The sequence below is a fragment of the Herbihabitans rhizosphaerae genome (genome assembly GCF_004216555.1).
Taxonomy (GTDB): domain Bacteria; phylum Actinomycetota; class Actinomycetes; order Mycobacteriales; family Pseudonocardiaceae; genus Herbihabitans; species Herbihabitans rhizosphaerae.
Genome location: NZ_SGWQ01000013.1, coordinates 104953 through 131428, shown reverse-complemented (window position 1 = coordinate 131428; position 26476 = coordinate 104953). Strand labels below are relative to the sequence as shown.

Here is a 26476-nt window from a genome sequence, read left to right as displayed (position 1 = left end):
ATCGTCGCCGTCAGACCGCGGTGCCGCCCACCTTGTCCGGGGTGAGCCGGTCCGCGGGCAGGCTGGGGTCGGTGGTGACCCCTCCGGGGCAGGCCAGGTCGTCGACGTCCCAGCCGGCCAGGCCGGCACCGGCGTGGTAGGCGCTGTCGAGGAACGCGAGCACGGTCGCACGGGGATCGGGGGCGGCACGCGCATCGTCGTAGCGCAGCAACGCCATACGGCCGGCGCCACTGGGCACCCAACTGGCAACGGCGGGACGCAGCGGCTGCTCGGCCAGCCCGTCGGGCTCGGGCGCGGTGTAGGAGTAGAACGCGGCCTCACCGCCGGTGGCGTCACCGAACCAGAAGCCGAAACTGATCACTTCGCGTGAGTAGGCCTCGCGGGTGACCAGGTCCGCGGCGGGCTGGTCGATGCGACGGTCGGAGAAGCGGGTGTGGGCCAGGTCGAGGCTGTGCCAGAACAGGTGCACCGGGCTGGCCTTGCCGGAGAAGTGCGCCGCGAACTCCTCCAGGACCAGGTTCACCTGTGACAGCACCTGCCAGGCCCGTGTCATCCAGATCGGATCGTAGGCGGCGTGCCTGGTGTCCTCGGGGAACGGCGGGTGGTCCTCCGCCAGCCCGAACGGCGACGGGTCGGCGATGTTCACGGTGACCCCGAGTGCTGCCAAGGCTTCGAGAACACTGCGGTAGAACGAGGCCACCGAGTGGCCGGCGAGCGGGAAGGACACCGATCGTCCGTCCACGGTGGAGGCGATCAGCCGGTGATCGACGAAGTCGAAGTCCACCGTGAAGATCGGGTTGCCGTCGACCAGCCCCATCGGGCGGGTCGTGAGACCGCGTCCGGTGACGTGGAAGGGAACGTTCCACCAGTGGTTGCGGCGCGCACTGGCGGCCAGCCTGATTTTGCCAACCACCTGGCAGAACAGGTGCACGGTCGTCTTGGTGTCCCGCCACTGGTCAAAGGGAATTGCCGGAAACAGTTCCATGGAACGCTCGTCGCCTTCAGTCGAGGGGGATGTCGGCTTTGTGGGCAGCCAGCCAGGTGTCGAAAGACTGCAGGCCGGGGTTGAGCTCGCGTACGAGGTCGAGGTCGCGGTCGCCGACGAACGCCTTTTCGTTCTCGGCGTAGTACTGGAACATGTTCGCCATCTCGACGGAGATGGCGCGCATCTGGTCGAAGCCGAGCGCCTGGTAGGTCACCGGCTCGCCGATGGCCGCACTGATCGCGGCCGCGTACTCGGCTCCGGTGAGGTGGTCTCCGGCGATGCTGATCGTCCTGCCGACCAGTTCCGCACCGCGGCGGAAGACGCCGAGGGCGGTCTTGCCGATGTCCTCGGAGGCGATGCCCGACAGTCGCGCTTGGGCCATGGGGAGCGTGAGCACCAGCCGGCCCTGCTCGTCCCGGCGGGGGGCGGCGAATCCGAAGAAGCCTTCGAAGAAGAAGGCCGTACGCAGGAAAGTGGTCGGCACCCCTGCCCGGCCGAACACCTCGTCGGCCTCGGCTTTGGCGTCGAAGTGCGGCACGGTGTACTTCCCGTCGTCCAAGGTAGGCACATGCTGCCCGTCGAGGCCGAGAACCGGACGGGTGTCCTCCAAGGTGGACCAGACCACGTGCCGGACACCGGTGGCCTTCGCCGCGCGGGCGGCGTTGCCTGCCTGATCGAGCTCCATCCGCGCCGCGGTGCGCGCTGCCACCTGTTCCGGTGTACGCGGCTGCCAGAAGTTGGTCACCACGAAGGCGCCATGCGCACCCTCGAAGGCCCGGCGCAGGCTCGCCTCATCGTCCAGATCGGCCGCGACCACCTCGGCGCCGGCCGCGGCCAGCTCTTTCGCCGTGGCCGAGCCGGCATCCCGCGTGAGGGCCCGCACCGCGAACTCCCCGCTCCGGTCGGCCAAGATCGCCCGCACCAGCCCGCCGCCCTGAGCGCCGGTGGCACCCACCACCGCGATGACCTTCTGTTCACTCATCAAGAACCCCTTTAGGTTGATGTGTCACCTTAAAAGTAGGTCCGGCAAGTTGATCCGTCAACCAAGAGGGCTGCGGGTCACCCGTCCGTGTGGTTTCGGGTGCCCGCGGTCCGTACGCGGCGTCGTCCGTGCGGTAGCCGAGCGCGAAACCGGTAGCCAGCACGACCACGGCCATAGCCTGCGAAGCCCCTTCTGTCCATCGATTCATGCTTGCCCGGAGGTACGTCGACGGCTGGCGCGGCGCCACCATTCTGAGACGTCCGCGAAGTCACTGTTCCACGAGGATCCAGCACTCCAGCGTGGGCTTGACAGGTCCGCGGATTCTTTGCGCCGATTCGTGTGACACCCGTTCGGGCGTGGCTCGCACGTGAGGTCCGTACAGCCCGAAACAGGCCACAGAATCAAGACCCGCCCATAGCCACCGCGAAATACGGTCCACAGTGAGCATCCGGGCAGTCAATGCCGTCCCGAAGCAGAACAAGAATGACAAGAACCGTTCCTGTCGACGAGGCGGGCGCCGGGAAGGACCGCGTGAGAGGGATTCCCCACGTCGTCGGGATCATCCGATTCAATGACACTTGTGTGGACTACGCCTGAGGTTCACTTCCCGAGGACCAGTCGCTGAGAGTTCGGGCGTTTTCCGGCCACGGCAGCACGACGCCGTTCCGGTGTTTCAGCATGAATCCGCCTCGTCCTCCTCCTCGACCTCGTCGAGCCGGTCGAGGATCGCGGTACACGCTTTGGCGAACTGGCTGAGCCGTCTTTCCCCAAGGGCGTCGATGAACACTGTGCGCACTGCGGCGGCGTGTGCCGGTGCGGCCTTGGCGATCGCCTCGAAGCCTTGCTCCGTCAGCACCACCTCCGGGAACCGCAGTCCGGGCACCCGCTCCCGGCAGACCAGGCCCCGCTGCTCCATCCGGGACACCTGATGGGACAGCCGGCTCTTCTCCCACTGGGTTTCCTCCCCCAGGTCCACCGCGCGCATCCGCCGTTCCGGCGCCTCCGAAAGACACACCAGGATCTCGTAGTCCTGTCCCGACAGACCGGAATCCTCCTGCAACTGCCGTACCAGGTACCTGGTCAGCCGGGTCTTCATCGACAGGAAGCTCCGCCACGCCTGCTGCTCGGTCTCGTCCAGCCACGGCTCCTCAGTCATGTCCCAATCCTAGGGAACAGGTTGACGGATCAACCCAACCGAGCGGCAAAGTACCAGGAGCCACCACAGCACGTCGATCAGTGTGTTCGGTCAGGGTGCGGACATTGTGGTCGCCACGCCGATCAACGGCCGCCGAACGAATCGCGCTGGCACCTCCGTTCAGCCAGGTCGGACTGGTGTCGACGATGGGACTGTGGCTTCCTCCCGCTGGCCCCTGCCGAACTGACCACGCCGGCATTCTCCTGGTGAGTGGGGCCGAATCTGGCTGTGGACCAACTCTGGCCATTGGTGATCGTATGACCGCTTGGCTACCCTGACGTGCGCAACTCCTCGGCTTGATGAAGCTGCGGCGTATGCCTTGTCCCCGACCTGTTCCCCGGGTCTCCGCCTGGTCCAGGCGGGCAGGAGGAGTCGAGGACCTGTGCGGTGTGAGGTTTCCTGGCTCGAAGCCGCCGTCCACGCGGCACGGCGACAGCGACGGCGAAGGTGTGCATCGCCAGGTACCGGAACCCTTTGTCGGCGCCGGCAGGCGGTCCGCCGCTGCCGGAGTCGTCCTGCGGCGGACCGGTAGCCACGGCCAGCCATCTGGGCGCACGGTCACTCCAGAACACCGTCCAGCCGTCGGCACAGCGCGTCCGCGCTCGCCCGCCACGCCCGCGAGGGTGGGCGTACCCGTCCCGGCACCGTCACCCAGAGCCACCTTTGCGATTTCGGCGGGCGGGCTGGCGGTATCCGTCGCGCCGAATTTGGCATGTGCTGGCATCACCGGCAACCCGCTGACCAGCAGGTTTAGGGTCGCATACTGGCTTGTTGGGTGCTCCCAACTGGATCCGCACCTGCCTGCGCGACGCCGGAGTACGGTGGCCGTCGTAGTAGTAACCCCGCAGGTCAGGACGCGTTCGGTTCGTGAAGATACTGTTCGAGACCTCACCGTTCGCGCGAACAGTTTCGGCGGCGCATTCTATGCTGGCGCTTTGCGATAAGGCAGCACCTCGTCGACTATTCTGTATTCTCGGGCTTCCTCGGCGGTGAGCACTTTCTGGCGCTCGATGTCGGAGTGTATCTCTTCCGCTGACTTACCCGTATGGTGTGCGAGCATGGTTTCCATGACTTGCCGCATTCGCTGCAACTCGGTGGCGTAGCTGTGCAGATCGGATGCCTGGCCGTGAAGACCTTCGGCCGCGGGCTGGCGAATGAGCACTCGCGCGTTGGGCAGGCAGGCCCGCATTCCCGGTGATCCGGCCGCGAGGATGAGTGCCGCGGCCGACCCGACCTGCCCGACGCAGACGGTGCGGATTCGCGGCCGGACGAACCGCATCGTGTCGTAGATGGCCAGCATCGCGGTGAGGGAGCCGCCCGGCGAATTGAGGTAGATCTCGATGTCCCGGTCCGAGTTCGCGCCTTCCAGATGGATGAGCTGGGCGATGACGTCACCGGCCGACGCGTCGTCGATCTGGGTGCCGAGGAAGATGATTCGTTCCTCGTACAGCTTCTCGAAAGGGTTCGGCTCCACGCTTCGAACATAACGCGAAAAGCGCGCGTCGGAGCCGATGTTCACGCACGGCGGAATGGTCGGTGCGGCGGCGCGTCGTTCACGTGTCCAGCTAGCCAGGTGGTTGAATCGGAATCGTCGGAACAAGATCCGTGACGTCCGTGTGCACCTTCGCGAGGCCCTGGTCGAATGTCACGAGTCGGCCGCCTCGTTCGCGGGTGAGTTGAGCGAGATAGGCATCGGTGACCTGTCGGTGGCTGATGACTCCGCGCAGTACCACGTCGCTGTATGAGATCGAGTCTTGCCAGAACTCGTGTCGCTCACTGCCTTTGACGGCGTCGAGGACGGCGCGAGCGTTGTCCGCGGGCTGCCCCTCGCGGATCAACAGACGCAGCAGGCTTCCCTCGGTGCTCGGGCAGGTGGCGAAGCTGTCGTCGGATGCGCTGAACCAGGTTTCCGCGGCGTCGTGATGTACGTGATCCGCGACGACAAGGGTGATCAGCACATTCGCGTCGAGCAAGATCGTCATTCGTCATCCAGCGAACGGACGTCCTCGGTGGTGATGACCTTGCCGAGGTTCACCACAGGGAGGCCCGTCCTCGGGCTTCATTCGGTCTGAACCTGCTTGCCCTCACCCAGGCCGCACCAGCTCCGTGACGGTCACCTCGCCGCCGCCGTTGTCGCGCATCGCCGCCGCAAGGAAGATCGTGGAGAACCCGAGCGAGGTGGCGCACTCGACGATCCGGCGCGCGCCGGTGGAATGCGCGGCACGCGTTCGCGGCCTCGCTGCCGGTGGGCGTGGTGACCGTGGTGCTCGGCGGGGCGTACCTCATCTGGCTGATGGTCCGGGAGGCGCGCCGCTCGTGAGCCCTACGATCGGTGGGTGGTGGCGATCTTGGTGACCGGCATGTCCGGTGCGGGCAAATCGGCGGCGTTGGACCTGTTGGCGCGCAAGGGTTTCCGATGCGTCGATACCGACGTGGGCGACTGGATCGCCGAGCTTCCGCTGCCCGGCGGCGGGCTGGAGCCGCAGTGGCGCGAGGAGCGGATCGACGCGCTGCTGACCGGGCACGAGCGATCGGGCGAGCCGCTGTTCGTCGCCGGCACGGTGTGGAACCAGAGCGTGTTCTACCCGAGGTTCGCCGAGATCGTGCTGCTGACCGCGCCGCTGGAGATCATGCTCGAGCGGGTCGCCGCGCGGGAAAACCCGTTCGGCCGGACCGCCGAGCAGCGCGCCGCGATCGCGGCCGACACCGCCGAGGTCGAGCCGCTGCTGCGGGAGTTCGCCACCGTGGAGATCGACACCCGCGCGCCGCTGCACGAGGTCGTCGATCGACTCGCCGCGCTCACTGCCCGTGAAGACTTGGCGTGATCTTGACCGAGCGTGTGTGAAGTTCACCCGAACGGACGGATGACGGTGACTCGGCCACATGGTCGTGTGGGACACATGGTCCGCATCGCGTCCTTAGCCGTCGTCCCCCTGCTCGCTGCGATCATGGTTTCGATGACCACACCAGCACACGCCGAGCCGGCCGCGCCCGCGCTCACCACGCCGTGGACCTCGCAGGTCAACCCGGACAACGCGCTGCCCGAGTACCCGCGCCCGCAGCTCACCCGTCCGAAGTGGCAGAACCTGAACGGCCTGTGGGAGTACACGACCCGCGGCCAGAAGCGCCCCGATCGGTACGGCGAGCAGATCCTCGTGCCGTACCCGCCGGAGTCCGCGCTGTCCGGGATCGGCCGGCACGACGACCGGATGTGGTACCGCCGCACGTTCGAGGTGCCGCCGGACTGGCGCGGCCAGCGCGTGCTGCTGCACTTCGGCGCGGTGGACCAGGTGGCCACCGTATGGGTGAACAACCAGCAGGTCGCCACGCACGAGGGTGGCTACACCGCGTTCAGCGCCGACGTGACCGACGCGCTGCGTGCCGGCGGCCCGCAGGAGATCGTGGTGCGCGCCGAGGACCGCAACGAGATCAACACCTACCCGGTCGGCAAGCAGCGCAACGACCCCGGCGGCATCCTGTACACCGGCGCGTCCGGGATCTGGCAGACGGTGTGGCTGGAGCCCGTGCCGGCCGCGCATGTGTCCACAGTGGACATCACGCCGGAGCTGACCGGATTCTCCGTCACACCAAGGGTTTCCGGTGCGACCGGCGAGCGTGCCGAGGTGATCGTGCGCGCGCCGGGCGGCGCCGAGGTGGCCCGCGCGCAGGGCGAGCCGGGGCGGCCGATCTGGCTGGCCGTGCCCGATCCGCACCTGTGGACGCCGGAGGACCCGTACCTCTACGACATCACCGTGCGGCTGCTCGACCAGACCGGCAAGGCGGGCGACGAGGTCGGCGGCTACGCCGGCCTGCGCACGGTGTCGACCGTGCGCGACGCGGCCGGCCGGCCGAGGATCGCGGTGAACGGCAAGATCACCTTCCTGCACGGCCCACTCGACCAGGGTTACTGGCCGGACGGGATCTACACCGCGCCGACCGACGACGCGCTGCGCTTCGACCTGGAGAAGACCAAGGAGCTGGGCTTCAACTTCGTGCGCAAGCACGTGAAGGTGGAACCGGCGCGCTGGTACTACTGGGCCGATCGGCTCGGATTGCTTGTGTGGCAGGACATGCCGTCGTTGCCCGTGCTGCTGGACAATCCGCCCGGCCCGCAGGCGCCGCCCGTGCCGGAGGCGCAGCGGCACTTCGAGACCGAGCTGGACGCCATGATCAACCAGCTCCGCAGTGTCACCTCGATCATCGGCTGGGTTCCGTTCAACGAGGGCTGGGGCGAGTACGACACGGCGCGGATCGCCGCGCATGTGAAGGCGCTCGACCCGACCCGGCACGTGAACGCCAACAGTGGCGTCAACTGCTGCCACTCACACCCCGACTCGGGTGCCGGCGACGTGTACGACGACCACACCTACGTCGGGCCCGGCCGCCCTGTGGTGAAGGACGCACGGTCCATTGTGGACGGTGAGTACGGCGGGCTCGGCCTGGTGGTGGACGGGCACGTGTGGCCGGGTCGGCCGCAGGCCTACGAGATGACCGACAGCCCGGAGCAGCTGACCCGGCGCTACGTCGAGGTCAGTGAGGACCTGGTCAAGGTGATCGAGAGCAACGGCCTGTCCGGCGCGATCTACACCCAGACCACCGATGTGGAGAACGAGGTGAACGGGTTCCTCACCTATGACCGGCGGGTGATGAAGCCGGACCTTTCCGTTGTGGCGCAACACAATCGTGCGGCGATCGAAGCGGGGACACCATGAGACTGAGCAGGCGCACGGCGATCGGCGGAGCACTGGCGGCCGGTGCCGCCATGACGGTGGGCGGCACGGCGAGCGCCCAACCGGGTGAGCGTCACACCGCCAGCGGCCGGGTGTACGAGCTGCGCCACGGTGATCAGCACGCGGTGATCGCCGGCGTCGCGGCCACGCTGCTGTCCTACCGGGCCGGCGGCGAGGAACTGCTGCTCACCCATCCCGCCGACGAGATGGGCGAGGGCTACCAGGGCAAGACGATCCTGCCGTGGCCCAACCGCATCGACCACGGCCGGTACACGTTCGGCGGGGTCGAGCACCAGGTGCCGATCAACGAGATCGAGCGGGACACGGCGCTGCACGGCCTGCTCAGCTTCACCGAGTGGGAGCCGGTGCGGCACGAGCGCGACCACGTCGTGCTGCGGATCCGGCAGTACCCGCACTACGGCTATCCGTTCGAGCTGGCCTTCCAGATCGAGTTCTCGCTCGGGCCGGACGGCCTGCGCAGCACCCTGACCGCGCGTAACACGGGCGATTCGCCGGCACCCTTCGGCACGGCCAACCACACCTACGTCCGGGCGGCGAGCGGCACGATCGACTCGATGGAACTGGAGCTGGGCGCGGACACGCACTACCTGGTGAACGACCGGCTCATCCCGACCGGCACGGCGCCGGTCGCCGGCACGCCGTACGACTTCCGCACGCGAAGGCGGATCGGCGACACCCTCATGGACACCGCGTTCACCGGTTTGCGCCGTAACGCGCGCGGGGTGGCGTCCGTCCACTTCGGACGCCCGGGTGGCCGGAACGTGGAGATGTGGATGGACCGCGGCTACGGCTACCTGCAGGTCTATACCGACGACGGGCCGGACGGGCACCCGCCGCGCTCGGGTATCACCGTCGAACCGGTGAGCTGCGCGCCGAACTGTTTCAACACCGGTGACGGGCTGGTCGTACTCGAACCGGGTGAACGCTGGCGCGGCTCGTTCGGCTACCGCACGATGGGCGCATGATCTTCATTACCGCGAAGTTCCGCGTCCTGCCGGAGCACGCCGACAACTGGCCCGAGATCAGCCGCGAGTTCACCGAGGCGACCCGCGCCGAGCCGGGGTGTCTCTGGTACGACTGGGCGCGCAGTGTCGACGACCCCAACGAGTACGTGCTGACCGAGGCGTTCCGCGATGACGACGCCGGTGCCGCGCACGTCCAGTCGGACCATTTCAAGACAGCGCAGAGCACGCTGCCGCCCTACCTCGCCGAGACACCGCGAATCGTGAACTTCACGATTCCCCAGGACGACTGGTCGCTGCTCGGCGAGTTGGCCGTCGAGCGCTGACTCAGCCCGTCGCGCCAAGAGGTGCCGCGCCGGAGTTGTGTCCGACGCGGCACCTCCCTCGGAAGAACTACCGGCGTGCGGGGGTGCCCGTTGCGTCGAGTTGCTTCTGGATCTCACCGGCGTAGGTGATCACCCGGGTGTACAGGCCGTACTTGTCCGGCCGGGCGCAACCCTCGCCCCAGGAGACGATGCCGATCAGCGTGCCGTTGACGTACTGCGGCCCGCCGGAGTCACCCTGGCAGGAGTCCTTGCCGCCCTCGGGGAATCCGGCGCAGACCATCGAGTTCTTGTCGTACTCCTGGTAAGAGGCGGCACAGGTGTCGTCCGCCACGACCGGGACGTCCACCTTGAGCAGGGAGTCGGAGCCCTGGCCACCCTCCTTGGTGCGGCCCCAGCCGACCACGGTGCTCGTGGTGCCCGGCGCGTACAGCTTCTCGTCGCCGGCCTTGGCGAACTTGACCGCCGGCGCCTCGACCGCCTTCTCCAGGGTCAGCACCGCGACGTCGTCGCCCTGGGTGACGTCCTTGTAGTTGGGGTGCAACCAGAACGACTTGACGTTCACCTCGGCACCGGTCGAGGTGTCCTTGACGTTGGTGCGGCCGGTGATCACGGTCCACTTGCTGTTCTCGAAGCCCTTGAGGCAGTGGGCCGCGGTGATCACCTTGGTCGGTGCGGCGACCGTGCCGCCGCACCAGGCCCCGCCGTCGCGGTGCAGCGCCACGGTGGACGGGAAGTCCTTGATGTCGGCCGGTGATCCGCCGACGATCAGCGGGCCGGCGGGCTGGGACGGTTGAGCGTTGGAGATCGGGGCGAAGCCGATCGCGAGGGCGCCGATGCCCGCCAGGGCACCGATCGCGGTCGCGACGCGGCGCAGGGATTTCGCCACGGTAGCTCCCTTCAATCGAGTGGAAATGACCCCGTGAGCCAAGCATCCGAACGCGACCGTTGACAGCGACGAAAGTCGCAATTAATCCCGCACGGCGGGATTCGACGGCAACCCTTACGTCAGGGTGGGGGATCTGAAACAGATTCTTCGTCCTCGACGGCGTGCGGAGGCGTTGGTTCCGGGTGGTCGAGGCCAGGGCGGCTTCCGAACCTGGCGGACAAGCGCCACCGTGGAGCGTCGAGCGGTGTCCGGCCGGCGTAGGCCATATGCCGAATTGATTGCTCATATTGCCTGTCACGTGTATAACCAATATGAAGATCAATTAAGGTAAACATATTGCGACGTGGCGATATGTGCATTCAGATATATTTCAGATATATTTTGACAGCCTTGAAAAGTCGGGCTAATCTCGTTGTAACAACGTTGCTAGGTTGAGTGTGGCGCACTACTGGGGCACTTGGGCCGCACTTCTGGGGTAGCTGCTGCTGGGGCGCAGCGAATTGATGAGAACCATCTTTGGCCAGGTGCGGCTGGCTGTCGTTGAATGGCATCTATTCACCAGTCGGGAAGGGTGCTCATGATGTTTGACCAGGGCGGCGCTTCGACGAAGCCATTTCCTTTGACGGCTCTTCGGCATCCCGGCGTTTCGCACCTGCTGAGCAAGCAGGCGGATCTGCTGGCCGATTTGGCCAACGGTCTTGGCTCACCGCTGCACGTACTGCTGCCGGAGATCTTCGAAGAGAATGTCAGGCGCATGCGGGGCACGGTCGCCGAGCTCGGCATCGACGCCGGAATACTCTTCGCGAAGAAGGCGAACAAGGCGGATTGCTTCGTCAGGTCGTCCGCTCGGCTCGGCATAGGAATCGACGTCGCGAGCGCACCGGAGTTGGCCAAGGCGCTCGCTGGTGGGATCCCGGGGGAGCGAATCGGTATCTCCGGTCCGGAGAAGGACTCGGCACTTCACTCGGTCGCACTTCAACACGGATGCCTGGTGGCGATCGACTCCCTGTCCGAGCTGCGACGGTTGAGCGAATCGGCGCGCGGCATGCGAAAGCCTGCCCGAGTGCTGCTGCGCTGCCGCGTGGACGCACAGAGTCGGAGCCGATTCGGAATGGCCGCCGCCGAGCGGAACGAGGCCGTCTCGCTGTGCGCTGACGCACCCGAATCCGTTCGCCTGGAAGGGTTCTCCTTCCACCTCACTGGATACTCCACCCAGGAACGCGCGCACGCGGCGAACGAGATGATCGAGCATTGCGTCGTGGCGCGGGCACGGGGCCTGGCGCACTGCCGGCTTGTCGACATCGGCGGCGGCCTGCCGCTGCGATACGTCGACCCGGCGACCTGGGACGGCTTCCTGCGGCAAGACGCTCCGGATCATTACCACATGGGCAAATCGTTCGACGGGTTCTATCCATACGGTACGGAACGGCCCGCGGATCTGGCCCTGCGGGACATCATGAAACATCCCGTGGATGCCGATGAAACGCTCATGAGCAAGGCGTCTCGGAATGACATCGGATTTCTTGTCGAGCCCGGCCGGGCATTGCTGGACCAGGCGGGTTTCACCATATTTGGCGTGCAGCAGGTGGACGACCGGCGGGAAAGTGACGGATACGCCATCGTCACGGTCCACGGCAGTAGTTTCAGCCTGTCCGAGCAGTGGTTCAACAGCGAGTACCTGCCGGATCCGGTACTGATCGCGTCCGAGCCGGTGGGCAACCGCGAATTCCACGCCAGTGTCGCGGGATCGACGTGCCTGGAAAGCGACATGCTGACGTGGCGCAAGATCGGATTTCCTCGGGTCGTCGAGCCCGGCGATCAGCTCGTCTACCTGAACACCGCCGGATATCAGATGGATTCCAACGAGTCGCCCTTCCACGAGATGCCGATACCGCAGAAGGTGGTCGTGCGGCTCGGTGAAGAAGGGAATCAGCCGAAATGGCGTCTGGACGGTATTTGAGCCAGCACCGACCGAAGGAGATGTTGGACAGCATGAATCAGCCGGCAGGCTATGCGTCGCCAGGAGAGCTGTGGCTGTTGCCCCAGTCCGAGCTCGAGGATCTGGAAATCAGCTACCCGCAGGTGCTCAAGATCGTCGAGCAGGCGTACAAGGCGGTGCGAAACGGCGGCTCGAGAAACCCCGTCAAGACCATCGTCGAGGGTGCGGACGAGCGGTCACTCAGCTACTCGATGGTCGCCCTGGACGGAGACAGCGACACCGTCTGCTTCAAGGCCGTCTACGAGTTCGATCCGCAGCGCACCCGTGACAGCTACGGCTTCCACTCGTTCATCTTTCTCTGCGACGACACCACCGGCAGGCCGATCGCGTTGATGGACGTCGTCAAGCTGGGGCCGCTCCGATCCTCTGCCACGTCGGCGCTCATGGCGCGCGCGGTGTGTCCGGACGCGCGGAGCGCGTTGGTCATGGGCACCGGAGTCCAGGGGCAGATGGCGCTGCCGATGCTGCTGGCGGCCTTGCCCAATCTGGAGCGGCTGAGGGTCTACGGAACCTACGAGGAGGGGTTGCGAGCCGTCCGAAAGAGCGTCACGGACAGCCATCCTGATCGCGATGTCGAATTCGTCGACGACGTGCCCAAGGCCGCCGCGGAAGCGGACATCGTGCTCGGCGTGTCCGGCCTGTCCGCGAAGCAGGAGGTGCGACGCGACTGGATGAAGCCGGGTGCGATCGCCGTCCTGCTCGGCTATGGCGTGCACGCGGATGTGCTCCACGGGTCCGAATACCGAATCGCGACCGACGCCGAACAAATGCGCGCCACCTGCGACGACCTGCGCGCCGAGGACGGCAGTCTGCCGCCGGTCGACGCGGAGTTGCCGGACATCCTTTTGGGGCACACCCCGGCCAGAAAGGACGCCACGGACGTCGTTTTCGCCTACAACAGCGGAATGGCGGTCACGGACGCGGCACTCGGGCGATATGTGGCGGATCTGGCGCTCACGGCCGGACGTGGATCGAGGGTACGGTTCTGGTGATCAAGTCGAGTGGCGGCACGACGGCCGGTTGGTGGATCGTCAATTCGAGGTCTCTTCTCGCGCTCGCCTTTCCGCTGATTCTGACCAACTTCGCCCACGTCGCGCTCACCACCGTGGACATCGTGATGCTCGGCCGGCTCGGTGCCACCGAGATCGCCGCAGCGGGTCTCGCCATCGTCCTGTTCAACCAGTTGCGCACGATGGGCACGGGGCTGGTCACCGGCGTGAGCAATCTGGTGGCCGAGGCGCACGTCCGAAACGACGTCCAGCGTATTCGTGATCTGTTGGTCGCCGGATTCTTCTGGGCGACGGTCAGCGGAATCGTTTTCGCCGTGGTGCTGCTGCTGATCGGTCCGGTTCTCCTGTGGCTGGGGCAGGAGCCCGAGGTGGTGGAGAAGAGCGGCCAGTTCCTCACGGTATTGGCTCCCGGGATGGTGCCTTGCCTGTGGTTCCAGACATTGCGGCACTTCACCACCGGCCTCAAGCGTCCCGGTCCGCTGCTGGCCATCACGCTGGTATCGATCGCCGCGACGATCGGCCTGAACTACGTGCTGATCTACGGCAAGCTCGGGCTCCCCGCGTTCGGTTTCGTCGGCGTGGCGATCGCGACCACCACCGTGTTCACCCTCTCGTTCCTGATGTTCCTGCTCGTGATCGTCAAGAATCGGAGTTTCAGCCCCTACCTTTCCCGATCGGAACTTCGCTGGTCGGGGGACGCCGTGAAGTCGGTGTGGAAACTCGGCCTACCGATATCGGGAACGTACGCCTCCGAGGCCGGGTTCTTCAGCGTCCTGACGCTGCTGATCGGAACACTGGGAACGGAAGCTCTCGCGGCGCAGACCCTGCTCAACCAGATCATCTACATCGTGTTCATGATCTCCGCGGGATTCTCGCACGCCGCGTCCGTGCACATCAGCGAGGCGCACGGCGTCGGCGACTACGTGAAGGCACGGCGGCTGGGCATCCTGGGTCTGGCGCTCGGCGTGCTGGCGATGCTGGTTGTCGCCATTCCCTACCTGGTGGTGCCGGATGCCATCGTGTCGCTGTTCCTTTCCGCCGACCACGAGGGCAACGCGGCCATTCTGGCCTTGACCGCCTCAGGTCTGCTGATCGCGACCGTGCTGCAGGTATTCGATGCCAGCCAGAACATCGGAAACGGCATCCTCCGCGGTGTCGGAGACGCCGTCGGGCCGTTTCGAATCTCGCTCGTCGGTTACTGGCTCGTGGGATTGCCGGTCAGTTACCTGCTCGGAGTGGCGGCGGGGCAGGGTGTTCAAGGGGTTTGGGTGGGGCAGACCATCGGGCTTGCCACCACGGCGGGAATGCTCGTCGTCGCATTCCTGGTACGCGTCAACCGTTTGAAGCAGAAGGCTTCGGACACCGTCGCGCTGGAATCGAGCAAATCATGAGACAGGTGCAGATCGAGGGGCAGGCGGAAAGAGCCGGAGAGCATCCTTCCGCGATGGAATCACTGGTTCGGCCCGAGGTCGCCGGTCTCCCGGCCTACGACCCCGGTGCCGACCCCGACGAGGTGTCGCGCAGCTACGGCCCGACACGCATCATCAAGCTCTCCAACAACGAGAGCCCTTACGGCGTCTCGGCGGGAGTCGTGGAAGCCGTGCGGCGGCGACTGGCGGCGGGCGTCGCGCGGTATCCGGACCCCATGGGCAAACGTCTTGCCGAGGCGATCGGCGACAAGCTGGCGGTGTCGACCGAGCACGTCATCCTCGGGAACGGCTCGGAGAACATTCTCGAGCTGCTCAGTCCGGCGCTCCTCGGCGCCGGCGACATCGTGACCATTCAGGCGCCGTGTTTCAGCCTGCACGAGATATTTCCGCGCATGATGGGGGCGCGCGTCGACAAGGTTCCGTTCACCGCTGATTTCGGCTTCGACACCGCCGGGTGGCTGCGGGCGTTGGCGGCAGATCCGAAGATCGTCTTCATCGCGAGTCCGTCCAACCCGACCGGGGTGATTCTCGACCGGGAGCAGTTGGACACCATTCTGGACGCGACGCCGGAGACGGCGTTGGTGGTCCTGGACGACGCGTACCACGAATACGCGATGTCGAATCCGTCGTATCCCGACGGCCTCGAGGTGCTGCGCGGGCTGAGCCGTCCGTGGATCGTGCTGAGAACGTTCTCGAAAGCGTACGGCCTCGCCGGACTTCGGGTGGGATACGGCATCGCGTCCGACGCGAGATTGGTCGACGCGCTCAACCGGGTGCGTACTCCGTACAACGTCAATCAGGTCGCTCAGGACGCCGCCGTCGCGGCACTGGACGATCAGGCGCATCTGGCCGAAACCGTCCGGCGGACCGGACTGGAGCGCACGAGAATCACGAAAGCACTCCGCGCCGCCGGCTTCCGGGTCGCGCCGTCGGCATCCAATTTTCTGTTCATCGACACGGAACAATCCGCTGTCGTCGTGGCCGAGCAGTTGCTCCGATCGGGAATCATCGTCAAACCATGGCGAGAGCCGGGCTACGAGGGCTTTATTCGGGCGTCGCTTTCCTTGCCGGAGGAGAACGATGTCTTCGTGCGCAGACTGCTCGAAATCTGTGCACTCGGCCGGTCCAACGGCGATCGGCCGTCGACGTATCCCTGACAGGGGATGCGGGCTCAGGGGCGGGCACCACATGTATCCAGGGGAGATGGGGGCCGTGATAAAGAACAAGATTTCTGAACTGATCGGCAGCACGCCAATGCTCAGATTGGACGGCATCGAGGGAGCTGGCAATGTCATATTGAAGCTCGAGCAGTTCAACCCCACCGGGACCGCGAAAATCCGCATGGCCCGCCAGATGGTGGACGAGGCGGAGGAGTCGGGGCTCCTCAAGGCCGGAGGGTGGCTCGTCGAATCGACGTCCGGCAATACCGGCCTCGGCCTCGCGGTCATCGCGGCCGAACGTGGATATCGGTTCAGCGCGGTCGTGGACAATCATTCGAGTATGGACAAGCTGCGTGCGATGCGGGCGTACGGAGCGGAGCTGATCAACGTCGGCGGCGAGGACGAGGCCCTGGTCACCGCGGAACGCGATGCCACCGCCGAGAAGCTCGCCATCGAGCACGGCGCCTACTGGACCGAGCAGCATGCCAATCCCGGGAATCCGAACGGCTACCTGGCGCTCGCCGAGGAACTGCACCAGGCGCTCGACGACGATCTCCATTTTCTCTACGGCGCGGTGGGCACCGGAGGCTCCCTGTGCGGGGCCGGGCGCGCTCTTCGGAAACGCATTCCGGATCTCAAGATCATCGGTGTCGAGCCGGTCGGGTCCATCGCGTTCGGAGGGGTCGGCGCGCCGTACTACCAGTCCGGGACGGGGTCACCGGAGGGATCGGAAATCGGCGATCTGGTCGACTACGACCTGATCGACGAGGGCATCAAGGTCAGCGACTCGGAGGCATTCGAGACGTGTCGCTACCTGGCACGCAACTACGGGATTCTCGTGGGCGGCTCGGCCGGCGGTGTGATCTACAAGGCGCTCGAACAGGCACAGTCGGTGGATCCCTCGACCAACATCGTCGTCCTGGTCTGCGACGGCGGCGAGAAGTATCTGGACACGGTCTTCGACGACGACTGGATGACGTCCACCGGACTGCACAGCACGGACGTGGTGGAGAAGTTGGCGTCCATGCTGGGCAAGAAAGATCGACAGAACTGACCGGGAATTCTGCAGTCGGGGGGTAAGGGCGGTGCGATTGCCGGTTCGGCATATCAATTTCTGCTATTGAAGTGGAAGTGTGTCAGCATGATGAAAATTGACAACCTTACGAAGATGGAGGTTGCCGCTCTCACCGATATCAATGGCGGCCTCAACCTCACCGATGGCCATGCGCGGCTCGCGCTGAGCAATGAGCAGGCGGAGGTCATCGAGCAATTCCCGACCTTATTCCACGAAGCGTCCCGGCGCCGGTTCGCGGACATCGAGACCGAGGCTCATCGTGTTTTCTTCGACACGATCGGCCAGCACACGGCGCCGGTCGGCACCGGGCGGATCCTGAGCTGTTACTCGTCGACGCTGGCAACGGACATCGTCGCCAGGGCACTGCCGGTCGGTACGAAGGTCGCGCTGCTGCATCCGACGTTCGACAACATCGCGGATCTGTTCCGGACCCGCGGGCTGTCGTTGACGGCGCTGTCCGAGGCCGACCTGATGGAGCAGCGGTGGCCGTCGGCGGTCGACGTCATCGCGATTACCCATCCGAACAATCCGACCGGCCTGGTCACGCCGCCGGATCATCTCCGCTCACTGGCCGAACACGCCGCCCGTGCGGGACAGACCGTGATCGTCGACGCGGCGTTCCGCGGGCAGGTGCGATCGGCGCAGTACGACACGTACGCGATCCTCGACGCCGCCGGGGTCGATTGGATCACCTTCGAGGACACCGGCAAGTTGTGGCCGATGCACGAGATGAAGATCGGCATGCTCGTGTTCTCCGAGAGGCACGCGGCGGCGATCGAAGCGGCTTTCGCCGAGTCGCTGTTGTCGGCGTCGCCGGCCGTTCTGCTGCTGGTGCGAGAACTCGCGCGAGACTGGGCGGCTGGCGGATTCGAGAGCGCTCGCGCGCTCGTCGAACGGAATCGGCGAATCGTCTCCGACGAGATCGGCAGGGTCGGCCTCGAATTGGCCGACCCGAAGTCGGAGATCAGTGTCGCGCGTATTCAGCTCCCGGCGGGCGGCCCGGACTCGGCGAAGTTGTATCGAGAGATGGTCGGCAGGGGAGTGCACGTGCTCCCGTGCCCACCGTTCCACTGGGCGAATCCGGAGGAGGGCCTGCGATTGATTCGGGTGTCGCTCGCCCGGCCGTCCGACGCGGTCGAGGCCGCGGCTCGCACGCTGGCCAGTACTTTCGCAGAATTGGCGTAGCCGTCCGGCTCGCCGGTCCATCGAGTGAGGAGCGGAAAGACCGTTGCGATTCCGTTCACACACGCTCGAGGTCGAGGGCTCGCCCATTACGGCGGTGTATGCGGCTCTTCGGGGTCACCGACCCCGAAGAGCCCAACTCGATCTCGCTCAGGCGGCACCGTCGTATCCGCCCGCGCCCGTGGTGCGCGAGCACATCGTTCGCACGGCACGGAGTACGGAGGGGAGTGCGTACACCGAGGTGCCGGGTATGCCGTCGCTGCGGGCGGCCTACGCCGCCGAGATCAATCGCGACTACGGCGGAGCGGTCACCCCTGACAATGTCGTCATCACGGCGGGATGCAACCAGGCTTTCTGTCTGACGATCAGCGCGTTGGCCGAGCCGGGGAGCGAGGTCATCGTGCCGTTGCCGTACTACTTCAACCACGACATGTGGCTCAAGCTCAACGGAATCACCCCGGTGTACCTGGAGCCCGACGAAAACCTGGTGCCGCGTGCGGAGGCGATCGAGGCGCTGGTCACCGATCGGACCAGGGCCGTCGTCCTGGTGACGCCGGGCAATCCCACGGGAATCACGGTGCCGCCCGAGGAGATCCGGCTGTTCGCCATGGCCGCGAGGAAACGGGGAATCGCACTCGTGCTGGACGAGACGTACCGGTCCTTTCGGGACGTCGATGATCCGGCCCACCGGCTCTTCCGTGAGCCGGGATGGCTCGACACGGTGGTTAGTCTGCATTCGTTCTCCAAGGAGCTGGCGTTGCCCGGTTATCGGGTGGGGGCGGTCGTCGGTTCGCCGGAGCTCAACCAGGAGATCGCGAAGCTGCTCGATTGTGTCGCCGTGTGCGCTCCGCGAATAGGTCAGGAAGCGGTGTTGGCGGGGTTGCGCCACGCACGGGAATGGCGGATCGAGAGATCTCGGGACATCGCGTCGCGCCGATCCTGGTTCAGGCAGGTCATGGCCCAGCGGCCGGGCGGATTCGAGGCGCTGTCCTGTGGTGGCTTCTTCGCGTGGATTCGGCACCCTTTCGCCGACCGGCCGACCGCGCAGGTCGTCCGCGAGCTGGCGATTCGATTCGACGCCATCGTCATGCCGGGAACCGCGTTCCTGCCGTGCGACCACAACATGATCCGGGTGAGCGTCGGCAATTGCGACCGGGATGCCGTGGATGATCTCGCGCGGCGACTCGAAGCGTTTTCACGGTCGATCGCCTAGCCAAAGGGGAGTCGCAGTGTCCCGTCGCGGTTTCGCCCTGGTGCCCGTGCTCGCTCTGGTCGTCGCGACGGCCGGCTGCGTGGATACCAATCAGGCGGAAGCGCGCGGCGGCGTGCTCATCGAGAATTGCGGGACGAGTATTCGTGTCGAACACCCGCCGGCGCGCGCGGTCGCCGCGGATCAGGAGACCACGGAGATCCTGCTGGCGCTCGGTTTGCGAGATCGAATCGCGGGAACCGCGTTGCAGATAGGGCCGGTCGCACCGGAGTTTCGGGCCGACTACGAACGACTCCGGCTGCTCAACCCGAAGAACCTCACCGCCGAGCAACTGCGCGCGGCGAATCCCGATTTCGTGGCCAGCGCGGTGACCTCGGACTTCAGCCGAGACGGTGTGGGGACTCGGCAGGAACTGGCGGAGTTGGGCGTCGCGTCGTACGCGAGTGCGGTGGACTGCCCACAATTCTTGCCCGACACCACGCCGTTCGACCGGCTCCTCGTCGATTACGACAACTACGGGAAGATCTTCGGCGTCGCGGACCGTGCGGCGGAGCTGACCCGTCGACAGCGGAAGGTCATCGCGGACGCGCAGTCCGCCAGTGCGGCGCGGCGAACCCAGCCGCGCGTCGTATACCTCTACTCGGTGTACAACGACGGGCTGCCGTATGTGGCCGGCAACAGCGGGATGCCCCAGGACATGAGCCGAATTCTGCGGGCGCCCAACGCTTTCGAGGACCTCGGCGGAGACTGGGCGGAGGTCGGTTGGGAGGAGATCGCCGCACGCAATCCATCGGTCATCGTGCTGGCGGACCTGCCCGATCGCGGTCTCCGCGGTGACAAGGCGGCCCAGAAGATCGAGATCTTGCGCGAGCATCCCGTGATATCGCAACTGACGGCCGTCCGCGAGAACCGCTTCATCACGGTGCCGGGGCTCGAACTCGATCCCACCGTGGGCAGCGTGAACGCGCTCCGGGAGATCAAGGACGGTCTTCAGCGGCTGGGCTGACCGCGCCTGCCCCTTGCCTCGGCTGCGTCCCTCTCTAAGATAGTAATGATTGTCATTCTCGTTAGACGAGATCGAGGGGTATGGCCATGACCTTGCGCAAGATCGCCGCCGTGCTCGCGGCGCTGTCCGTGGGTGCGGTCCTGGCTGGATGCGGTGCCGCGTCGAACGACGCCGGAGCGCGGCCGGTATCGGCTGGTGAGGGGGTGACGAAGTACCCGCTTACAGTGGAGAACTGCGGCAAAAAGGTGACTTACGGGGCCACCCCTCGACGAGTGGTGACGATGAACCAGGCCGCGGCGGAGATCCTCATCCATCTCGGGGTGGGCGGCAGGATCGTCGGGACTGGGTATGAGATAGACCAGATTCCGCCCGAGATCGCCGGCGAGTACCAGAAGATCCCGAAACTTTCCGCGCACGGGCAGGAAATCAAGCACGAGGCCCTGTTGCAGGCGCAGCCCGATTTCGCCTACGCTTCCTTCGCGAGCTTCTTCACCCCGGCTCAGTCCGGGGAGCGCGATGTCCTGCACGGCTTGGGCGTCCCGACCTATCTCACCGAGTTCGACTGCGTCTATCACCAGTCCGTGGCAGGTGCCCGGTTCGAATTGCTCTTCGACGAATACCGCAACCTGGCCAGGATTTTCGACGTTCCCGCCGCCGGCAACAAGCTGATCGCCGAGCAGCAGGCCGTGATCAACAGCGGCCTTGAGACGGCGAAAGGAATCAAGGCGGCCAAGGACCCGCTGACCGTGATGTGGTTTTACTCCACATTCGGCGGTAAGCCCTGGGCCGCCGGTACCGGCGGGTTGCCCCAGCACGTGTCCGAGATGGTCGGGGTGAAGAACGTCTTCGACGACGCGTCGACAAAGTGGCCCGAGGTGAGTTGGGACAGCGTCGCGGCCCGTGACCCGGACGTCATCGTCATCGCCGATCTCACCCGAGGAGAGCCTGGTGACACGGCGAAGGAGAAAATCGACCTTCTCAAGAAAGATCCGCTCACCAGCAAGCTCGAAGCCGTGGCGAATGATCGGTTCGTCATTATTCCTGGGCGCTACATGGATCCGAGCTATGGCAGCGCCTACGCGGTTCCCGCACTCGCCAAAGGGCTCGTCGAACTCGTTCAGCGAGGGCTTCGTTGACCTCGAATGAGCGGTCCAGCGGCGCCGTGACCGCACAGATCCCGCCCACCGAGCGGGCCGCGGGACCGCCCGCGAGTCTCGGATCGGGAGCGAGACGGCCCTGGCGTATTCCACCGATGGCTCTTGGCGCTCTGGCCACCGCCGCGTTGTTCGTGACGATCGTTTCCGCGACGTTGTTCGGAACCGCGAACATCGGCCCGCTCGACGTCATTTCCACGATTCTGCGACATGTCGGATTGGGTGCGATCGCCCCGACCGAGCCGTTGCCGAGGCTGCTGGACGCCCTGATCTGGGAGTCGCGTGTGCCGCGTGTCCTGCTGGCGGGCGCGGTCGGAATGGCGCTGACCGTCGCGGGCGCCGTCCTGCAGTCGGTCACCCGGAACCCGTTGGCGGATCCTTACCTGCTCGGCGTGTCCTCCGGCGCGTCGACCGGCGCCGTCGCCGTGCTCCTGCTGGGCATCGGCGGGGGCAGCCTCTCGCTGTCGACCGGTGCGTTCGCGGGCGCGCTGATCTCCTTCGGGGTGTTGCTCGTGCTGATCGGCGGCGGTCGCGTCGCCAACCCCGCACGCGTCGTCCTCACCGGCGTGCTCGTCTCCCAGTTCTTCGCCGCGATCACCTCGGTCATCCTCATGATCAACGGTGATGCGAACTCCACCCGCGGTTTCACCTACTGGCTTCTCGGATCCCTCGCCGGGGCCCGCTGGCAGCTGGTCGGGGTCACGGCCGTGCTCATCCTGGTCGGCGTCGTCGCGATCCAGTTCTTCGCCCCCGCGCTTGACGCGTTCACGTTCGGATGGGACTCGGCGGCCGCGCTCGGCATCAACGTTCGTGCCGCACGTGTCTGGCTGCTGGTCCTCACCGCCGCGATCACCGCCGCCGCCGTGGCCGCATCCGGTGCGATCGGCTTCATCGGCCTGCTCGTTCCCCATGCGGTACGCATCGTGGCCGGCTCCATGCACCGCACCCTGCTTCCCGTCACCGCCCTCGTCGGCGCCGTCTTCCTCATCTGGATCGACACGTTCGCTCGTACCGCCTTCGCGCCGAACGAGTTGCCCGTGGGAGTGATCACCGCGCTCCTCGGCGCCCCCGCGTTCGCACTGGTCCTGCGGCGAGTGAACTCCTGATGGGGCACATCGCGGCGGTCGGGATCTCGTGGTCTGTCAAACAAAGCCGCCTGCTCGACAGCGTCGACCTGGATGCCCACGACGGGCAGGTCGTCGGCCTGCTCGGCCCCAACGGTTCGGGCAAGACCACCCTGCTGCGACTGCTGGCGGGGTTGCGCCGACCCGATGCCGGCACCGTCCACTACGACGACACGGATCTGCGCGACTTCGCCCGCCGCACCCTCGCCCGGCGGCTCGCCGTGGTCGAACAGGACATCTCCACCAGCGACACCCTCACCGTTCGCCAGGTTGTCGAACTCGGCCGTACCCCTTTCCGCGGCCGATTCGACGCACTCACCGACGCCGACGAGCAGATCATCGACTCCGCGCTGGAACAGGCCGACGTCGCGGACAAACAGCACCGGAGCTGGCACACGCTCTCCGGCGGCGAGAAACAACGCGCCCAGCTGGCCCGCGCCCTGGCTCAGCAACCACGCGAGATTCTGTTGGACGAGCCCACGAATCATCTCGACATCCGTCACCAGCTCGACTTGCTCGAACTGCTGCGTTCTCTCGGCGTCACCTGCGTCATCGCACTACACGACCTCAACCTCGCAGCCCAGTACTGCGACCATCTCGTGGTTCTCGACCACGGACGCGTCGCCGCGGCGGGACGACCGTCCGTGGTCCTCACCCCGGACCTGGTGAGGACCGTGTACGACGTCGACGCCCTCATCGATCACGAACCGACCACCGGAACGATCCGCATCACCTATCGCAGCGCCAGGAAACGCACGAACTCCGGCATCGGCACACCGCCGGTCAGTGCGGACACGTGACGGCGGGGAGGCCCTTGGCTGGGCTCCCCGCCGCGGCGTGGTGCTGATCGTCAGGCGGGCGGGGGATTGTCCTTGCAGACCTCGACGTCGGGCAGTTTGAGCTCGAGCAGGTACGTGAACTCCGCGCTCAGTGCGCACTTGCTGCGCCCGAATCCGGTGTGCCCGTCACCGTCGAAGGTCAGCAGCCGCGCGTTGCCCAGCGACTTCGACAGGGCCACCGAGTCCTGGTACGGAGTGTCCGGGTCGTGCGTCGTGCCCACCACCAGGATCGGCGTCTCGGTGCGCGCGTCGTACCGCCCGTCGTAGCGGCTCTTGCGCTCGGCCGGCCACTGCAGGCACGCCAGCGCGTGACCGTGGTCGTAGTTCGGCGGTCCGTAGGCGATCGTGTTGCCGAGCAGCGGCCCGGCCTTCGCCTCCTCGGCCAGTGTGCCCTCGGCGTCGGCGAGGCTGCCGGGGAACACGCGGTCGTTGCACTCCACCGCGACGTTGGCGGCGTAGAAGTTCGTGTCGCCGTCGCCGATCGGCGCGAGCAGATCACTGCTGCCGTCCCTGGCCTGCGCCTTCGCCAGCGCCGCGCCGAGCGGGACCCAGCCGGAGGTGCCCCGGTTGACGTAGCTGACCACGGCGAAGGTCGTGGTCGCGCCGTTGGCGATCACGCCACCGGACGGATCCCGCAACGGGTTCGCGTCGAGGTCGGCCTGCAGCGCGCGGAACGCCTCGGCGGGGCGGCCGGCGCCGAACCCGCACTTGGCCGCGTCGGAGGCGCACCAGTCCAGGAACCGGTTCAGCGACTTCTCGACGGCGTGGTACTGCACCATGTCGTTGGGATACGGGTCGCTGGCGTAGCGCCGCGGGTCGTAGCCGCCGTCGAGCATCGCGGCACGCACCCGATGCGGGAACATGTTGGCGTAGACCGTGCCGATGTAGGTGCCGTAGGACAGGCCGAGGTAGGAGATCTTCTCCTCGCCGAGTGCCGCGCGCACCAGGTCCATGTCCCTGGCGACATTGGCGGTACCGAGGTGCGGCAGCAGCCGGCCGGTGTTGTCCGCGCACGCCTTGTCGTAGGAGCGCGCCTGCGAGACGGCGCGCTTGAACTGCCCGTCCGCCGCCACCGCGGTGGCCTCGGCCCACTGTGCCGCGTAGTCGTTCGTGGCCACGCAGCGGATAGTGGGCGTACTGCCGCCGACGCCGCGCGGGTCCATGCCGATGATGTCGAACCGCGCACCGGTCTCACCGGTGGTGTCCCGTTTGGCCACGGCGTTCACCAGGCCGGAGGCCGAGCCGCCCGGACCGCCGGGGTTGACGAACAGCGTGCCGATCCGACGCGCCGGGTCGGTCGCCTTCCTGCGGGTCACCTTGAGCGACACCGTTTCGCCGAACGGGCGGGTGTAGTCCAGCGGGGCCTGGACGGTGGCGCACTCGATCGCGTCGCCACACGGGGTCCAGTCGATCGACGGCACGGCGTTCGGCGTCGACTCCGCGGAGGCGCCGATCGCCCCCGCCGTGGTCACCCCGATGCCGAGTACGACACCGACGGCGAGCCAGGCGCGCGCCCGTCGTCGAGTCTTCTGATCAGCCATTGTTCGGTGATTCCTCTCAGCGCACCCCGCCTGGTGATCATGTTACGGGGGTTCGCGGAGACACCGAATTGGTTCACGGTGACCAGAGGTCGCAGTGGTGGGACGTGTTCATGTCGATCGGCCGGATGGCGTCGGGGGCCAGGAGTTGCGCCCGGGTGCCGCGGCCGGCGGTGACCGGAGGCCAGTAGGACAGGCCGGGGCCGTTGGGATCGCCGGTGCGGGCGAAGTTCGCCCAGTAGCGGATCATGTGATCGCTGAGTCGCCGTTGGGACGGCGTGGCGGTCGGCCAGTCGAAGGTGTACGGCACGTCCGAGCCGTGCACGGTCGCCGGAGTGACCGAGGGAGGCAGTGGCGCGCCGCCGTCCATGATCGGTGCGGTGGGATCGTCGAACACGAAGCCGTAGGTCGGCCGGAATCGGGCGTAGTGCCGGTTGCTGGTCACCGACGGGCAGATCCAGTCGTTGTCGGTGAAGACCCGATTGAGGGCGGACAATGGTGTCGTGAACGCTTTCAACGGGTAGGCCTCGTGCGCCTTTCCGCCCTTGTCGATTCCGAAACTGGAGACCAGCAGTTCTTTGTACCGGCGATCGTCCATGGGCTGGTCGGTATAACCGTCGACGACAATCCGGGCGTGCTCGTCGCGTGTGTTTCCCTGCATGACCGGTACCCGGAGGTGCCACCCCTCTCGGAGTGCGACCGCCGGTTCGATCGGCAGGACATCGGTCCCGTAGGTGACGAATTGAAAAAGCGGCCCGTTCTCTTTCATGACCGCCTCGGGCCGCTTGTCCCGGAGGCAGGACAAGGCGGTGCGCGGATCGGGACAGCCGAGCCTGGCGCCGGCGTCCGCGACCGCCGGCCTGAGCTTGTCCACCGGCTGCCAGGTCCCCACCGGTGCCGAGCCGGGCGCGAAAGCGTTGCGCGGATGGGTCATCGCGCACGAGCCGCTGGCGATGATCGCCCGGTCGAACAGGCCGACCGCCGACGGCGAGGTCAACTGCGAGCAGATGCTCATGCCACCCGCGGATTCCCCGGCCACCGTGACATTTCGTGGATCACCACCGAACGCGGCGGCGTTGTGTCGCACCCACCGCAACGCCGCTTGTTGGTCCTGGAGACCGAAAGCGCCCGAATTGCCGAGTCGCGGATGCGGAAAGGTGCCGAAAATGCCCAGGCGGTAGTTGATCGTCACCACGACCATGTTTCCGACCGTCGCCGGCCGGGTGATTCCGTATTCGCTGCCGGAGCCGCCGATGAACCCGCCACCGTGAATCCAGACCAGGACGGGCAATCGGTGCGCGCGGGCCGGAGCCGTCACGTTGAGAAACAGACAGTCCTCGTTGATCGCCGTTCCCGGCGGGTTTCCCTCGGCCGGCTGCTGGCAGATCGCGCCGGGTCGGCGTGCGTCGCGCACGCCCGACCACGGGGTGGGCGGTGCGGGTGCGGCCCAGCGCAGGGCGCCGACCGGCGCGGCCGCGTACGGAATGCCCTCGAACCGCCGCACCGGACCGTCGTCCGTGCCTCGGACCAGCCCCGCGGAGGTGCGGGCGACCGGCCCGTCCTGTTTCGCCGTGGCGTGGACGCTCCCGCCCACCAGGAGGAACACCGACAGCGCGAGCGTCGCCAATCGAATCGTCACGCCACGAACGTATCAACGACGTC

At 66.4% G+C, this 26476-nt stretch carries 23 protein-coding genes; 15 read left to right on the top strand and 8 right to left on the bottom strand.

The genetic code is table 11. The annotated features are described in order from the left end of the window. Positions 1 to 10: 10 nt before the first annotated feature. The 5 genes from EV193_RS28865 to EV193_RS28845 all read right to left on the bottom strand — a co-directional run bounded on the left by EV193_RS28865 (position 11) and on the right by EV193_RS28845 (position 5144). On the bottom strand, positions 11 to 985 hold the full coding sequence (locus tag EV193_RS28865; RefSeq protein ID WP_130348081.1) for a DUF5996 family protein: 975 nt from the start codon (positions 983 to 985) through the stop codon (positions 11 to 13). Between the two features lie 16 nt (positions 986 to 1001). Continuing rightward, complete coding sequence (locus EV193_RS28860; protein WP_130348080.1) at positions 1002 to 1967, bottom strand: NmrA family NAD(P)-binding protein; 966 nt, start codon at positions 1965 to 1967, stop codon at positions 1002 to 1004. A gap of 673 nt (positions 1968 to 2640) precedes the next feature. Continuing rightward, complete coding sequence (locus tag EV193_RS28855) at positions 2641 to 3123, bottom strand: MarR family winged helix-turn-helix transcriptional regulator (RefSeq protein WP_130348079.1); 483 nt, start codon at positions 3121 to 3123, stop codon at positions 2641 to 2643. A 961-nt stretch (positions 3124 to 4084) separates the two neighbouring features. Then, entirely contained in the window at positions 4085 to 4681 is a 597-nt protein-coding gene (locus tag EV193_RS28850) for an ATP-dependent Clp protease proteolytic subunit (protein ID WP_242613750.1), read from the bottom strand. A gap of 46 nt (positions 4682 to 4727) precedes the next feature. Beyond that, positions 4728 to 5144, bottom strand: a complete 417-nt coding sequence (locus EV193_RS28845) for a TA system VapC family ribonuclease toxin (protein WP_130348078.1) — start codon at positions 5142 to 5144, stop codon at positions 4728 to 4730. 354 nt (positions 5145 to 5498) lie between these two features. On the opposite strand from EV193_RS28845, the gene EV193_RS28830 reads away from it, so the two are divergent. From EV193_RS28830 to EV193_RS28815, 4 genes are all read left to right on the top strand, one after another. Beyond that, the gene (locus EV193_RS28830) at positions 5499 to 5987 is read left to right on the top strand and encodes an AAA family ATPase (RefSeq protein WP_242613749.1); all 489 of its coding nucleotides are present in this window, start codon (positions 5499 to 5501) and stop codon (positions 5985 to 5987) included. 132 nt (positions 5988 to 6119) lie between these two features. After that, a complete protein-coding gene (locus tag EV193_RS28825; RefSeq protein ID WP_207222851.1) occupies positions 6120 to 7874 on the top strand; it encodes a glycoside hydrolase family 2 protein in 1755 nt (584 codons plus the stop codon). After that, complete coding sequence (locus tag EV193_RS28820) at positions 7871 to 8878, top strand: aldose 1-epimerase family protein (RefSeq protein ID WP_130348076.1); 1008 nt, start codon at positions 7871 to 7873, stop codon at positions 8876 to 8878. The genes EV193_RS28825 and EV193_RS28820 overlap by 4 nt, the downstream gene beginning before the upstream one ends. Then, positions 8875 to 9201 (top strand): putative quinol monooxygenase, encoded by a 327-nt coding sequence (locus EV193_RS28815; RefSeq protein ID WP_130348075.1) that lies wholly within the window; start codon positions 8875 to 8877, stop codon positions 9199 to 9201. Before EV193_RS28820 ends, EV193_RS28815 begins: the two co-directional genes overlap by 4 nt. 67 nt (positions 9202 to 9268) lie before the next feature. Here EV193_RS28815 and EV193_RS28810 read toward each other — a convergent pair whose 3' ends face one another. Beyond that, the gene (locus tag EV193_RS28810; protein ID WP_242613748.1) at positions 9269 to 10087 is read right to left on the bottom strand and encodes a S1 family peptidase; all 819 of its coding nucleotides are present in this window, start codon (positions 10085 to 10087) and stop codon (positions 9269 to 9271) included. Between the two features lie 577 nt (positions 10088 to 10664). Here EV193_RS28810 and EV193_RS28805 point away from each other — a divergent pair. The 11 genes from EV193_RS28805 (at position 10665) to EV193_RS28755 (ending at position 23237) form a co-directional block, all read left to right on the top strand. Further along, complete coding sequence (locus EV193_RS28805) at positions 10665 to 12047, top strand: alanine racemase (RefSeq protein ID WP_207222850.1); 1383 nt, start codon at positions 10665 to 10667, stop codon at positions 12045 to 12047. 32 nt (positions 12048 to 12079) lie between these two features. Beyond that, positions 12080 to 13078: an ornithine cyclodeaminase gene (locus EV193_RS28800; protein WP_130348074.1), complete on the top strand. Its 999-nt coding sequence runs from the start codon at positions 12080 to 12082 to the stop codon at positions 13076 to 13078. Next, on the top strand, positions 13075 to 14487 hold the full coding sequence (locus EV193_RS28795; protein WP_207222849.1) for an MATE family efflux transporter: 1413 nt from the start codon (positions 13075 to 13077) through the stop codon (positions 14485 to 14487). Before EV193_RS28800 ends, EV193_RS28795 begins: the two co-directional genes overlap by 4 nt. Before the next feature lie 5 nt (positions 14488 to 14492). After that, entirely contained in the window at positions 14493 to 15683 is a 1191-nt protein-coding gene (gene hisC, locus EV193_RS28790) for a histidinol-phosphate transaminase (protein WP_242613747.1), read from the top strand. Between the two features lie 31 nt (positions 15684 to 15714). Continuing rightward, positions 15715 to 16740, top strand: coding sequence for a PLP-dependent cysteine synthase family protein (locus EV193_RS28785; protein WP_242613746.1), 1026 nt, complete (start codon positions 15715 to 15717; stop codon positions 16738 to 16740). Between the two features lie 114 nt (positions 16741 to 16854). Then, on the top strand, positions 16855 to 17946 hold the full coding sequence (locus tag EV193_RS28780; RefSeq protein ID WP_207222848.1) for an aminotransferase class I/II-fold pyridoxal phosphate-dependent enzyme: 1092 nt from the start codon (positions 16855 to 16857) through the stop codon (positions 17944 to 17946). Between the two features lie 43 nt (positions 17947 to 17989). Beyond that, positions 17990 to 19156: an aminotransferase gene (locus EV193_RS28775; protein ID WP_130348071.1), complete on the top strand. Its 1167-nt coding sequence runs from the start codon at positions 17990 to 17992 to the stop codon at positions 19154 to 19156. 16 nt (positions 19157 to 19172) lie between these two features. Next, a complete protein-coding gene (locus tag EV193_RS28770; protein ID WP_165401539.1) occupies positions 19173 to 20159 on the top strand; it encodes an ABC transporter substrate-binding protein in 987 nt (328 codons plus the stop codon). 86 nt (positions 20160 to 20245) lie between these two features. Next, positions 20246 to 21295: an ABC transporter substrate-binding protein gene (locus EV193_RS28765; RefSeq protein ID WP_207222847.1), complete on the top strand. Its 1050-nt coding sequence runs from the start codon at positions 20246 to 20248 to the stop codon at positions 21293 to 21295. A 152-nt stretch (positions 21296 to 21447) separates the two neighbouring features. Then, the gene (locus EV193_RS28760) at positions 21448 to 22419 is read left to right on the top strand and encodes a FecCD family ABC transporter permease (RefSeq protein ID WP_242613754.1); all 972 of its coding nucleotides are present in this window, start codon (positions 21448 to 21450) and stop codon (positions 22417 to 22419) included. Next, on the top strand, positions 22419 to 23237 hold the full coding sequence (locus EV193_RS28755; protein WP_130348068.1) for an ABC transporter ATP-binding protein: 819 nt from the start codon (positions 22419 to 22421) through the stop codon (positions 23235 to 23237). The genes EV193_RS28760 and EV193_RS28755 overlap by 1 nt, the downstream gene beginning before the upstream one ends. A gap of 50 nt (positions 23238 to 23287) precedes the next feature. On the opposite strand, the gene EV193_RS28750 is transcribed toward EV193_RS28755, so the two are convergent. Next, on the bottom strand, positions 23288 to 24817 hold the full coding sequence (locus tag EV193_RS28750) for an alpha/beta hydrolase (RefSeq protein ID WP_130348067.1): 1530 nt from the start codon (positions 24815 to 24817) through the stop codon (positions 23288 to 23290). 73 nt (positions 24818 to 24890) lie between these two features. Continuing rightward, positions 24891 to 26453 carry a carboxylesterase/lipase family protein gene (locus tag EV193_RS28745; RefSeq protein ID WP_130348066.1) on the bottom strand — a complete coding sequence of 521 codons (1563 nt, stop codon included), beginning with the start codon at positions 26451 to 26453 and terminating at the stop codon, positions 24891 to 24893. Positions 26454 to 26476 lie beyond the last annotated feature (23 nt).